Here is a 12,787-nt window from a genome sequence, read left to right as displayed (position 1 = left end):
TGATCGCGTGCCGACAATCAACTGCCACATTTGTTGCATTTCCGCTTACAATTGCGCCATGTCCGCATCAACCGAGAGCAAGCTCGCCGGCCTCGCAGCCGGGCAGTGGGGCATGCTCACTGCCGCGCAAGCCACCGAAGCGGGTGTCGCGCGGAGCACGCTGCTGCGACGAGAGCAGACCGGTGCGCTCGAACGCATGCGTCACGGCGTGTACCGCCTGCCTGGCGCTCCCGTCGACCCCGCAGACGACATCCGCGCCGCGTGGCTCGCCTCGGATCCCTCGACCATCGGGCGTGACCGACTGGACGACCCCGACGTCACCGTCGGTGGAGCAGCGGCCGCGGCGGTACACGGCATCGGCGACCTCTCCCCTGCCCCGTACCTGCTCTACACGTCGACGCGGCGGCGCACTCGACACGATGACGTCCGCTACAGCACACGCCCCGTGCCAGCCGAAGACGTGATGATCCTGGACGGTCTCCCCGTCACGACACGCGAGCGCACGATCGCCGACCTGCTCGACGAGCCCGGCGCTGACATCTCGACCGTCGCGGACGCACTGCGCGACGCAGAGCTCTCGGGCGCCGATGTCGACGTGCAGTCCTTGATCGAGCACCTGGATCCGATGGCGAAGGGTCTCGGCCTCGACGACGGTGCCGCCCTGTACCAGCGCCTCCGCTCCCTGACGCAGGTGGACGAGGTCCGGCTGCGGGACCTCATCGCGCACACGGACATCGTCGAGCAGGTGGACGCCGCGGTGGAGACTCACCTGCGAGAGGCACTCGAGGCCGTGACGGCGCAGATCGACCGGCAGACGCGCACCGTCATCGAGCCGGTGCTCCGTTCCGAAGCAGTCGAGACGCCGACGGCGCAGTCAGGGCGTCCCTCCCGGATCGGGGTGCCGAAGGTCGCACTCCCGCCGGGCCTCCTGCCGAAGACCACGCTGCCTCCGTCGACGCTCGCGCTGATCGACCAGATCGCTCAGAAGTCGACGCGACCGTCCGGCGCGAGGCGCGACGGTACGTCCAATCCGACCACCCAGCCCGAGGAGACCGACGAACGGTGAGCAAGCCAGAGCACTACGCGACCCCGCTGGCCACGATGCAGGCGATCACAGCCGCCGCGCGCGCTGCGTCGCCGGCGATGGGCCTGCGGGTGAGTGACCTTCGGAGCTACCTCGTTTTCGACCGGTTCCTGGTCCGGGTGTTCCGCGATCCGCGGCATGCGTTCATCCTGAAGGGTGGCACGAGGATGCTCGCCTTCATCCCGACCGCACGCGCCACGGTCGACGTGGACCTGGAGACCACGCTCGGCCTCGACGACGCCGTGAAGCACCTCTCCGACCTCGTCAGTGTGGACATCGGCGATCGCCTCCGTTTCCGACTCGTGTCCCGTTCGGACGGCGGTGGCGACGACCAGCCCAACCTGTCGGTGGCTCGCCTGGCGTTCCGCGCCGACGAGACGCGGGAGGTGGTGAAGATCGACCTCGCGGTGCACGCGCGGGCTGGTGCCGCGACCGTCGTCGCCGCTCCGGCTTTCCGTGTCCCCCTGACCCGATCCGTGGAGTCCGTCGACTACCTCATGATCGCGATCGAGCAGCAGATCGCCGACAAGGCCGCTGCGATGATGGAGACGCGGCACGTGGGCGGGGACGGCCGCTCCTCGCGAGCGAAGGACCTCGTCGATCTCGCCCTGATCGCGGTGCATCTGCCCTGCGGCGCGCGTGCACTCCGCGGTGCGGTCGCGTGGCAGGTGGGCGAGCGAGGAATCGAGCCATTCGTCGCGGTCGACGCCTCTGATGCGATCCAGCGCGGGTACCGGAAGGCGGCGCAGCGTGCGGTGGGTCTCACTGAGGACTGGCGAGAAGCGGAGTCGCTGGCGAACGGGATGCTGGGTCCCGCGCTGGACGGCTCGGTGACCGAAGGTCGGTGGGATCCAGAGCTGAAGGCCTGGGTCCCGCTCCGCTGACGGCGTCGGACAGTCGCCCTGTCCCCCGAATTCTCAGCTGTGACGTATTCGAGACCTCGAGCCGGGCAACGGGTGTCGTTCTCCAGTCGTTTTATCTCATGAGCGTGTTACGTTGGCGCCATGTCCGACACCACCACCGTCGTCTCGCCGGCCACCCCGGCATCCGCCGCCCCGCTCCGCGAGGTCGGTGCCCTCATCCGGGGCGCCCGCAAGGGCCGCAGCATGACCCAGGCGCAGCTCGCCGAACGCGTCGGCACCAGCCAGAGCGCGATCAACCGCATCGAACAGGGCGGCCAGAACCTGTCCCTCGAGATGCTCACCCGCATCAGCGACGCCCTCGACCAGCAGATCGTCTCGATCGGCGGCGCCCCGCAGCGTGCCCACCTGCGCGTGCAGGGCGGGCGGAAGCTCAGCGGGTCCATCGCCGTCAACTCGAGCAAGAACGCCGCCGTCGCGCTGCTCTGCGCCTCGCTGCTCAACCGCGGCGTCACCCGCCTGCACAAGGTCGCCCGGATCGTCGAGGTCGACCGGATCATCGACGTCCTCCGCAGCCTCGGCGCGAGCGTCACGTGGTCCGAGGACGGCGAGACCCTCGAGATCGTCGCCCCGTCCGACCTGCACCTCGACGCGATCGACGCCGACGCCGCCCGCCGCACCCGCAGCGTCCTGATGTTCCTCGGCCCGCTCAGCGGCCGGTACGAGTCCTTCCGGCTCCCCTACGCCGGCGGCTGCGACCTCGGCACCCGCACGGTCGAACCGCACCTCATCGCGCTGCGCCCCTTCGGCGTCGACGTCGAGGCGACCTCCGGCTGGTACGAGGTCGGCGTCGCGAACCAGGACGTCCCCGCGAAGTCCGTCGTCCTCACCGAGCGCGGCGACACCGTCACCGAGAACGCGATCCTCGCCGCGGCCGCCCGCGACGGCGAGACCGTCATCCGCAACGCCAGCCCCAACTACATGGTGCAGGACCTCTGCTTCTTCCTCGAGCTGCTCGGGGTGCAGGTCGAGGGCATCGGCACCACGACGCTCCGCATCACCGGCAAGAGCCGCATCGACGAGGTCGTGGACTACTGGCCGAGCGAGGACCCGGTCGAGGCCATGAGCCTGCTGACCGCCGGCATCGTCACCGACTCCACCCTCACCGTCACCCGGGCGCCGATCGAGTTCCTCGAGATCGAGCTCGCGACCCTGGCCGAGATGGGCCTGCGGTTCGACGTCACCGACGAGTACCCGGCAGCGAACGGCCGCACCCGCCTGGTCGACATCACCGTGCACCCGTCCGAGCTGCACGCCCCGATCGACAAGATCCACGCGATGCCGTTCCCCGGGCTGAACATCGACAACCTGCCGTTCTTCGTGGTCATCGCCGCGATGGCCGAGGGCACCACGCTCGTGCACGACTGGGTCTACGAGGGCCGGGCGATCCACCTGCTCGACCTGACCCGTGTCGGCGCGAGCGTCACCCTGCGCGACCCGCACCGCCTCGACGTCACCGGTCCGACGCACTTCTCCGGCGCGGAGATCAGCTGCCCGCCGGCCCTCCGCCCCGCGGTGGTCATCCTGCTGGCGATGCTCGCGGCGAAGGGCGAGAGCGTCCTGCGGAACGTGGGCATCATCGCCCGCGGCTACGAGCAGCTGCAGGAACGGCTGAACTCCCTCGGCGCGTCCATCGAGACGTTCCACGACTGAGGCGACCGCCTGCCCGCGTGACCCGACGGCCCGTCCCCGCAAGTGGGGACGGGCCGTCACCCGTTCTGCGCGGATCGACCCGTGCCTCCAGGCTGATGCGCAGGAGCGCTCCACCACCCACCCAGGCGACCGGTGCTGGATGGGGTGATGGCCACGAGATCGCTCTTGACCGTCCCCCTGTTCACCACGGTCGCGGCCGCCGCGGCGGCCTGGTTCGTCCTCGGCCCCGCCGCCGCGCTGGCGTTCGTCGCGCTCGCGCTCCTCGAGATCGCGATGGCCGCCGACTCGTCGGTGCCGATGGCCGGCATCGCCGGACGGCTGCACTCCCCCGCCCGACGGCTGTTCCTGTCGCTCGGGATCGTCGCGGGCGTCCTCGCGATGCGGCTGCTCCTGCCGCCGGCGGCGGTCGCGGTCGGCGACGCGACCGACCCCGCGAGCTCCGTGCAGGAAGCCGTCTTCGCCCCCGGCTCGTTCTCGGCGCACCTCGCCGAGGTGCGCCCCGCCCTCGCCGCCTTCGGCGCCGCCTTCATCTGGCTCGTGTTCGCCGAGTACCTGTTCAACACCGACCGTGCGTCGCGCAGGTCCTGGCTGGGCCGCCTGGAGGCCCGGCTCGCCGCCGTCGCGCGTCCTCGCGTCTGGTCGCTGGTCACCGCTGCGACGGGGGTCGCCGTCACGGCCGTCCTCGTCGGCGTCGACCGCGCGTGGTCGCCGGGAGCCCTGCTGCCGGTGGTGCTCGGCGGTGTGGCGGGCATCGCCGCGTACCTCGGGTCGAAGCGGGTCGCCGCCTGGGCGCTCGACGGGGTCGGCTCGGACACCGCGTCGATCGGGGTCGGGCGGGGTGCCTGGCGGATCCACGCCTACGCGTCGACGGTGGTGTTCGAGCGGGGGCTCGTGGTGTTCATGCTGTTCGAGATCCTGGACGGCGTGTACAGCCTGTCCGGGTCCGGGACCCTCGGCGCCGACGGCCTCGGAGCGCTCGAACAGGCGGCGGTCGCGGTGGCGGCGATCGGTGTCGGTGCCGTGTTCCTGGCGCGGTTGACCTCACGGCTGGACGAGGCCGCGGGACTGAAGCGGCTGCGGTACCTGAAGGCCGGGGCGGCGTACGTGCTCGGAGTGCTCGCGGTGCTGCTGTGGGCGAGCCTGCTCGTGCCGATCCCCGGGGTCGTCGTCGGCTGGTTCGGCAGCGTGGTGATCGGTTCGGCGCTCGCGAGCTCGTTGCCGTGGCGGGCGTGGTGGCGGCGGGTGGCGCGGGGATCCGCGAGGTCGCGCAGCAGCAGCGGTCTCGCTCCGTGAGTCAGCGGTGGTCGCGGCGAGCGGCGGCTGCGGGAGCGTCATCGCGGACACCGGCGGCGAAGAGTGCCTCCTGCGCGTCGGCGAGGTCCTTGCCCTCGATCGAGAACGCGTCGAAGACCGCGTGCCGGAACCCGAGCCACCCGACCACGACACCGACCGCGACGAGCGCCGTGAGGATGCCGTACATGACCTCGGGGTGGTCGAGGAGCAGCGGGGTCACGAACGCCAGCAGCGCCGCGGCGATCCGGGCCACCGCGATGATCGTGCCCTGGACCGAACCGCGGAGCAACGTCGGGAACGACTCCTGCGACCAGACCTTCATGATCGCCTCGAAGGCGAACGCGTTGCCCACCGCGCCGAACGCGAGCATCGCGACGAGGGTCGGCAGCGAGAAGCCGAACACGAGCGGCAGGCCGTAGCTCACCACGAGGCACACGGCGCCGACGATGTAGAACGGCATCCGCAGCCGACCGTCGACGATGCGCATGAACCAGAACGCGAGCAGCATCCCGATCGGCACGCTGATCAGGTTCATCGTCGAGAAGAACGGAACCGACAGCCCGACGACGTTGACGGCCACGTAGGCGCCGAACTGCCCGCCAGTGTTCGCACCGAGGTTCGTCAACGTGTAGAAGACCAGCAGGGACAGGAACGGCAGCAGGAAGATGCGCTGCGTCAGCACGTCGCGGATGCCGTGGCGGGCAGCACGGACGGTGTGTGCGCCCGCTGCCTTCTCGGCATGGGCGTCGGACCACGTGGTGGACTCCGGGATCGTGAAGCGCAGGACCATCACGACGAGTGCGACGACCCCGACGTGCGCGAACATGATCTGACCACCGGCGCGGCCGAGGTCTCCGACGCCCGCCGAGATGGCGTAGGTCGCCAGGATCCCGGCGAACCAGAGCACCTGGGAGAAGCCGACGAGCCCGCCCCGGTTCTCGTCGGTCGCAGCCTCGGAGATCGTCGCGAGCGAGACCGGCAGGTCCGCTCCGGTGCCGAGGCCGACGAGGATCGTGCCGATGAGCAGCCCCGCGAACGCCGGGCTCGCCACCAGGACCCCTGCGCCGACCACGGTCATGGCCATCGTCACGATGAACACCGCGCGCCGGCCGAACAGGTCGCCGAGCCGCCCGCCGGAGAGCGCGCCGATCGCGATGCAGAACGTGAGCGCGCCGGAGAGCACCCCGATCTGCGTGCCGGTGATGCCGATCGACTGCTGGTACAGGACGAGCGCGGTGCCGGAACTCACGATCGCGGCCGCGTCGATGTACGAGGCCATCCCCGAGACGACGGCGACCCACCAGGGGTGCGGTCGCCGGGCGGGCTGCTGGGGTCGGTTCACTGCGTTCTCCCTTGAACGTCGGCCGAACACCGGATGAAACGGTTCAACCAGTCGGCGGCACTGTAGCCCGCCGAGTGCCGCAACCGCAAGGATCGTTCACTGCGCCTGCTGTCCACAGCCTCGCTGTTCGTTTCCTGAGGACATTGACTTCCGCAGCTCCCAGAACCTACGGTCGTCGCAGCGGCACCGTCGCCGCGCGTTCCCGAGGAGAACACCATGTCGATCGAGCACCTCGCCCGTGGCGTCGCCCATCCGGCCATCGAGTACCGTCCGGAGCTGCGGTGGTGGCTCGCCGAGGGCCTGCACACCGACGTGACCCTCCGACGCGAGGTCGACACCGCCCACGCACTCGGGTTCGGTGGCATGGAGTTCCTGGCGATGGACGAAGGGGCGATCGACCACGGCCGGTACGGCTGGGGATCCGAGGAGTGGGTGCACGACTCGCAGATCGTCGTCGAGGAGACCACCGCCAGGGGCATGTCGGTGAGCTTCACGTCCGGGACGAACTGGTCGAACGCGAACCTGCCGACGATCGACGCTGACCACCCCGCCGCTGCGCAGGAACTCGACGTCGTGCACGAGGACCTGCCCGGCGGGACCAGCCGCTCGGGTGCGCTCCGTCGGATCGACCTCGACGCGCCGATCGCACACACGACGCTCCCCGGTGAACGCGGGACGGTGCGCGTCCAGACGCTCGTCGCGGTGGTCGCGACGCGCGTCGTCCCTGACTCCGCCGGTTCCGGCGCCGCATCCGTGCTGGACCCCGACTCGGTGGTGGACCTGACCAGCGCGGTCACCGACGAGGCGCTCGACTGGACCGCACCGGAGGGCGGCACCTGGCGCTTGTCCACGTTCTGGAGCCACGGCACCGGCCAGACGGCGTCACCGTCGGCGACGGTCAACTGGACGGTGAACTACCTGGAGCGAGCGGGCGTCGACGCCGTGATCGACTACTGGGAACACGTCGTCCTGACCCCTGGCCTCCGCGCCGAGATCGCCCGCAATCCCCGTGCCCAGATGTACATGGACTCCCTCGAGCTGTCGACCTACGGCGCCGGTGGCCTCTTCTGGGGAGCGCACGTCGCCGAGGAGTTCCGGACGCGCCGCGGCTACCCGATCACGCCGTGGCTGCCGTTCCTGACCCGCAGCGCCCCGTTCATGGCGTCGAGCACCACGTACCACGCCGAACCGGTGCCGGACCGGGCGGTCGACGTCGAGAAGGTCCGCTTCGACTACGTCCGGACGCTCACCGACCTGTACATCGAGAACATGCTGCGTCCGTTCGCGGCGTTCCTGCACACCAACGGCATGACGCTGCGGTCCGAGATCAGCTACGGGCTGCCGTTCGAGTTGACGCGCCCCGGGCCGGAGGTCGACGGGATCGAGACGGAGTCGCTCGAGTTCGCCGCCCAGATCGACGCGTACCGGCTGCTCGCAGGGCCGGCGCACCTGTTCGGCAAGCAGTACTCGTCGGAGACCGGTGCGACGACCCGCAACCACATGCTCGACCACCGGTTCACCGACCAGATCGTCGCGACGCAGCTCGCCGCCGGCATCACGAAGACCGTCCTGCACGGCTGGGCGAGCACCACGGGCGCCGAGGGCGTCACGAGCTGGCCGGGACACGAGGGGATGTGGAGCATGTTCTCGGAGCGCTTCGACGCCCGGCAGCCCGCTGCCGAGTTCTACCCGCTCTGGAACGACGCGATCGGCCGGTACCAGTACGTCCTGCGCCAGGGACGCCCGCGGATCGACGTCGGCATCCTGCACACCGACCACTTCACCGACAACGCGTCCGGCATGGTGTTCCGCGACGCCGACGGTGGCCGCGTCCCCGACGAGGTCGCCTACGGCCAGTACTGGATGCGCGACCGGCAGAACCACTGGTGGCGCGACCTCGGCATGCAGGACGCCGGGTGGACGTACGAGTTCCTCGACGGGTCGCTGCTGCTCCGCGACGACGTGCGGGTGGACGGCGGCCTGGTGCAACCGGACGGCCCCGGGTACCAGGCACTGCTCGTCTTCCAGAGCGCGCTCGATGCCGACGTCGCTGCACGGTTGCTCGCCTGGGCCGAGGACGGCGTGCGGATCCTCGTCGTGCACGGCACGCGCGAGCTCAAGTCGCTGATCGCCGGGACGGACACGCACCACCCCCGAGCGGCCGCCCGCACCCCGGGCCTCGACGGGCGCGACGCCGAGCTCGCGGACACCGTCGAGCGGCTGCTGGCCCTGCCGTCGGTGACCGCGATCGACGACGCCGCCGAAACCGTCGCTGCCCTTCGCGGCCTCGGGGTGACGGGCCGCGCCGAGTTCGTGACGGAGGACCGGAGCGTCCTGTCGCACCTGCGCGAGGACGGTGACCTGCTGCACGTGTACCTGTACCACTTCCTGTACGAGACGACCTCGGCCACCACCGTGGAGGTCGCGCTGCCCGGCACCGGCGCGGTGTACCGCGTGGACGCCTGGTCCGGCGCGGTGTTCCCCCACCCAGCCGCACGGACCGAGGGCGACCGGACGATCGTCACCGTGGACCTCGCGCCCGGTGAGACCGCGCTGTTCACGCTCGACCGCAGCGGGCCTGCGCGCGAGACCGCACTCGACGCCCGGCTCGGCGGACGGGCGACGACCGACGTCGTCGTCGAGATGACCGACTGGCGGATCGCGGTCGAGAGCTGGGACGCGGGCGGTGAGGAACTCATCACCGAGGACCGCGGCCACGGCTACGTCACGCGCGAGGTCCGGCCGCTGACCGACGTCCGACGACTCGACGCCGGTACCGGTCCACTCCGTCCGTGGAAGGACCTGCCCGCCGTGGGACCGGAGGTCTCCGGGGTCGGCGAGTACGCCACGTCGTTCACCGTCGACACGGTGGACGACGACGGCGCCCGGTTCCTGCTCGACCTCGGGTCGACGGCCGGCGGGCTCGGTTCGGTCGTGCTCAACGGCGGACCGGCACGCGGGTTCGACACCTCGCACCCGGTGGTCGACGTCACCGACGACCTGCGCGTGGGAGAGAACACGGTGGTCGTGCGGGTCGCCAGCTCCCTCAACAACCGGTTGCTCGCCCGCGGGTACTACGAGGACGTCCCCGACGTCATCGCGCAGCTGCTCGGCGACCCCGACGCGGTGCAGACGACGCACGTCCGCGACCACGGCCTGCTCGGTCCCGTTCGTCTGGTGGTCGGATGACCCGTCGCGGCGGACGACCGAGCGGTGTGGACCTGCGCCCCGTCATCACCCCCGACCCGTTCGACATCCGGGTCGCACTCGCGGGCATCGTGCACTGGGCGGACAGCCCGCAGGTCCGGCAGCGCATGATGACCGCGATCGACTTCCCCGTGGCCGATCTGTCGATGTTCCTGGTGGTCAACCAGCTGACCTACCGCGGCGCGACGAAGCCGAGCGTGCTCGCGGGGGCGTTGGGCACCGGTCGTGCCAACCTCACGAAGATCGCGAACCGGCTCGAGGACATCGGGCTCGTGGTCCGGGTACCGGCTCCCGATGACGAGCGCAGCGTGTTGATCGCGCTCACCGCCGAGGGCCGCGGGTACGGCGAGCGGATCAGCGACCAGCTCAGCCAGGACCTCGACGCGGTCCTCGCCCACTGGGGTCCGAAGGACGTCGACGCCCTCCGGCGGGTGCTCGCGCGCCTGCGACACGACGCGGCGAACGGGCCCTGAGCCGAGCGTCGCTCCGGCTCCCGTGTGCACGATCACCGTCGGCCGCGTTGACTGGAGTGTCGGTCGAACGAGGAGTGCACGTGCTGGGTCCTGAACTGGTGGTCGTCCTCGGCCTCGCCATCGCACTGACGGCGGGGATCGCGGACCGGATCCGGGTGGCCCCTCCGGTGCTGCTGCTCGTCTTCGGCGCTGCGCTGGCCTTCGTGCCCGAGTTCGCGGATGTCGAGCTGCCGGCCGACGCCGTCCTGCTGTTATTCCTGCCGGCGCTCCTGTACTGGGAGAGCCTGACGACGTCGCTCCGCGAGATCCGGAAGAACCTGCGCGGCATCGTCCTGATGGGCACCCTGCTCGTCGTCGCCACGGCGGGCGCTGTCGCCGTCCTGCTCCACTCGCTCGGCATGCCGTGGGGTCCGGCCTGGGTGCTCGGCGCCGCCGTGGCCCCGACCGACGCGACCGCGGTCGGGGTGCTCACGAAGATGCTGCCGCGCCGCAACGTCACCGTGCTGCGGGCGGAGAGCCTGGTGAACGACGGCACGACCCTCGTCGTCTACGGCATCGCGGTCGCCGTCACGGTGGGCACGCAGGAACTCACGTTCTGGGGCGTGTCGGGGATGCTCGTCCTGTCGTACCTCGGTGGGGTCGCCGCAGGGCTCGCCGCGGCGTGGGTCGGCACGCTCGTGCTGCGCCGGGTCGACACCGTGGTGCTCGAGAACCTCGTCACGCTCCTCGTGCCGTTCGGTGCGTTCCTGGCTGCCGAGGCGATCGGCGCCTCCGGTGTGCTCGCCGTGGTGGCGGCCGGCATCGTCGTCAGCCAGGTCGGGCCGAAGCTCGACCGCGCCGAGACCCGGCAGCAGGTCCGCGCCTTCTGGTCGTTCCTGACGTTCCTGCTCAACGGTGCACTGTTCGTCCTGGTCGGCATCGAGGCGATGGTCGCGGCCCGGGCGCTGACGCCGTCCGAGCTGCTCCGCGCCGTCGGCGTCGTCCTGGCCGTCGCGGTCGTGCTCGTCGTGGTCCGGTTCGCGTTCCTCAACGCCGCGGGCGGCACCGTCTGGCTCGTCACCCGACGCACGGGAGGCGCGCCCCGTGAGGGCCACCGCGACCGGCTCGTGAGCGGCTTCGCCGGGTTCCGCGGCGCGGTCTCGCTGGCGATGGCCGTCGCTGTGCCCCGCGTGCTGGAGTCCGGAGCGGACTTCCCGGACCGCGACCTCATCGTCTTCGTGACGGCCGGCGTGGTCGTCGTCACCATCGTCGGTCAGGCACTCGTGCTGCCGGCGGTCCTGCGGCGGGCCGCGCTGCCCGAGGACGAGTCGGTCGGTGAGGAACGTCGCTACGCCGAGCGGACCGCGATCGAGGAGGCCCTCGACGCCCTGCCGCGGTTGGCACGGTCCACCGGAGCCGACCAGGCCACCGTCGACCGGGTGCGCAAGGACTACGAGGCGCACCTGGACGTCATCCAGGCGCGCGAGGAGGACGACGACGAGCACCCGGCGGTGCAGCGGCACGACACCGCCGTCGCGCTCGAGCTCGCCCTGGTGCAGCACAAGGCCGCGACCCTGCTGCGGCTCCGTGACTCGGACGAGATCGACGACCTGGTGCTCCGCCAGGTCCGCGCCGGCTACGACGCGGAAGAGGCGCGACTCGACGGCATCACCCCCGCGTAGCGGGACACCGGACGGGGTGGTCAGACCGGTCGGGAGGGGTCAGGCCGGTCGGGAGGGGTCAGACCGATCGGGAGTGGTCAGGCCGCGATGCGGAAGCCGATGTGGCTCATCCCGGTGTCGGTCTCCTGGCCGCGCCGTGCCGCCGGGCGGTACCGGCGGCAGTAGCTGTCGGCGCACAGGAACGATCCGCCCTTCACGACCCGGTGCTCGACGGCCGCGGCCTCGGACGCCGGCGCACAGCAGTCGTGCTCGGGTGCGCTCCGGTGCGGGCCACCCCGACCGGGTGAGATCGTGGACGTCGTCGGCTCAGTCCGTCAGCAGCGCGACGGCCACCGCGACGGCGGTCGCCAGCGCACACGCGATCGGCAGGAGTCCGAGTCCCTCGGCCGCCGTGGCGGTCGACCGGACCACCAGGTGCCGACCGTCGAACCGGCGGAGCAGGAGCCCCAGGATCACGACGACCACGAGGCCGACCCCCGCGACCGGGAGCGTCCACCACCAGTCGAGGGGCGCCACGAGGCCGAAGGCGACGAAGAAGGCCACGGTGGACACGAGCGACGCGGCCGTCACGAGGACTAGTGTCCGAGCCGACGGACCGACTGCGCTCGTCACGGGTGCCCACCAAGGTCGTGCGCGATCGCCCGGAGGTCCTCGTCGGAGAGCGTCGTCGGGAGCACCGTGCCGCCGAGGTCCGTCATCGCGCCGACGAGCCGGTCCCCGTCGCCCGACGCCACGGAGACGACGACGGCCGCCCCGCCCCGCGCCAGCTCGACGGCGAGACGCTCCCGGAAGTCCGCGTCCACGCCGGCACGGTCCAGGCTCGCGAAGAGCGCCCCCACCGCACCGCCGACGACGAGCCCCGCGAACGGCATGAGGAACAGGAACCCGAGCACGGTGCCGAACACCGCGCTCGAGGCCGCCCGTGCACCACGCTGCGAATCACGCCCGGTGGAGTCGACGTGGGTGCGACCGTGCTCGTCGACGTGCACGACGGCGATGCCGTCGAGGGCGATCTCCGCGCGGCGGTCGAGGCGCAGTGCGGCGTCGTGCGCCGCCCGGGCGCCGTCGTCGTCGTCGAAGGCGATGACGACGAACTCGGTCGCCGGGTCGCTCACGCCGCAGCCGGTGCCGGCGCCGCGCGGGTGCTGCCGACC

At 71.3% G+C, this 12,787-nt stretch carries 11 protein-coding genes; 7 read left to right on the top strand and 4 right to left on the bottom strand.

Annotated features, from left to right (window positions below):
• Window positions 1-58: 58 nt before the first annotated feature.
• The 4 genes from ITJ60_RS09060 (at window position 59) to ITJ60_RS09045 (ending at window position 4,950) form a co-directional block, all read left to right on the top strand.
• A complete protein-coding gene (locus ITJ60_RS09060; RefSeq protein ID WP_194647715.1) occupies window positions 59-1,066 on the top strand; it encodes a type IV toxin-antitoxin system AbiEi family antitoxin domain-containing protein in 1,008 nt (335 codons plus the stop codon).
• Window positions 1,063-1,968, top strand: a complete 906-nt coding sequence (locus ITJ60_RS09055) for a nucleotidyl transferase AbiEii/AbiGii toxin family protein (RefSeq protein WP_131846862.1) — start codon at window positions 1,063-1,065, stop codon at window positions 1,966-1,968. The genes ITJ60_RS09060 and ITJ60_RS09055 overlap by 4 nt, the downstream gene beginning before the upstream one ends.
• 120 nt (window positions 1,969-2,088) lie before the next feature.
• Window positions 2,089-3,657 carry a helix-turn-helix domain-containing protein gene (locus ITJ60_RS09050; protein WP_194647714.1) on the top strand — a complete coding sequence of 523 codons (1,569 nt, stop codon included), beginning with the start codon at window positions 2,089-2,091 and terminating at the stop codon, window positions 3,655-3,657.
• A 165-nt stretch (window positions 3,658-3,822) separates the two neighbouring features.
• Window positions 3,823-4,950 (top strand): DUF475 domain-containing protein, encoded by a 1,128-nt coding sequence (locus tag ITJ60_RS09045; protein WP_194647713.1) that lies wholly within the window; start codon window positions 3,823-3,825, stop codon window positions 4,948-4,950.
• Window position 4,951: 1 nt separating this feature from the next.
• Here ITJ60_RS09045 and ITJ60_RS09040 read toward each other — a convergent pair whose 3' ends face one another.
• On the bottom strand, window positions 4,952-6,292 hold the full coding sequence (locus ITJ60_RS09040) for an MFS transporter (RefSeq protein WP_307860876.1): 1,341 nt from the start codon (window positions 6,290-6,292) through the stop codon (window positions 4,952-4,954).
• 216 nt (window positions 6,293-6,508) lie between these two features.
• Here ITJ60_RS09040 and ITJ60_RS09035 point away from each other — a divergent pair, with 216 nt between their 5' ends.
• The 3 genes from ITJ60_RS09035 to ITJ60_RS09025 all read left to right on the top strand — a co-directional run bounded on the left by ITJ60_RS09035 (window position 6,509) and on the right by ITJ60_RS09025 (window position 11,633).
• A complete protein-coding gene (locus ITJ60_RS09035) occupies window positions 6,509-9,481 on the top strand; it encodes a glycosyl hydrolase (protein ID WP_194647712.1) in 2,973 nt (990 codons plus the stop codon).
• Window positions 9,478-9,972: a MarR family winged helix-turn-helix transcriptional regulator gene (locus ITJ60_RS09030; protein WP_173168525.1), complete on the top strand. Its 495-nt coding sequence runs from the start codon at window positions 9,478-9,480 to the stop codon at window positions 9,970-9,972. Before ITJ60_RS09035 ends, ITJ60_RS09030 begins: the two co-directional genes overlap by 4 nt.
• Before the next feature lie 80 nt (window positions 9,973-10,052).
• The gene (locus ITJ60_RS09025) at window positions 10,053-11,633 is read left to right on the top strand and encodes a Na+/H+ antiporter (RefSeq protein WP_323749134.1); all 1,581 of its coding nucleotides are present in this window, start codon (window positions 10,053-10,055) and stop codon (window positions 11,631-11,633) included.
• A gap of 77 nt (window positions 11,634-11,710) precedes the next feature.
• On the opposite strand, the gene ITJ60_RS09020 is transcribed toward ITJ60_RS09025, so the two are convergent.
• The 3 genes from ITJ60_RS09020 to ITJ60_RS09010 are packed head-to-tail and all read right to left on the bottom strand — an operon-like array spanning window position 11,711 to window position 12,748.
• Window positions 11,711-11,923, bottom strand: coding sequence for an SUMF1/EgtB/PvdO family nonheme iron enzyme (locus tag ITJ60_RS09020; RefSeq protein WP_323749160.1), 213 nt, complete (start codon window positions 11,921-11,923; stop codon window positions 11,711-11,713).
• Between the two features lie 16 nt (window positions 11,924-11,939).
• Complete coding sequence (locus tag ITJ60_RS09015; protein WP_194647711.1) at window positions 11,940-12,203, bottom strand: hypothetical protein; 264 nt, start codon at window positions 12,201-12,203, stop codon at window positions 11,940-11,942.
• 38 nt (window positions 12,204-12,241) lie between these two features.
• Entirely contained in the window at window positions 12,242-12,748 is a 507-nt protein-coding gene (locus ITJ60_RS09010) for a DUF1269 domain-containing protein (protein WP_194647710.1), read from the bottom strand.
• Window positions 12,749-12,787 lie beyond the last annotated feature (39 nt).

Source organism: Curtobacterium sp. VKM Ac-2884 (assembly GCF_015350945.1).
In the GTDB taxonomy this organism is placed as follows: domain Bacteria; phylum Actinomycetota; class Actinomycetes; order Actinomycetales; family Microbacteriaceae; genus Curtobacterium.
The sequence above is the reverse complement of the archived record's forward strand: the minus strand, read 5'-3'. Positions and strand labels throughout refer to the sequence as shown.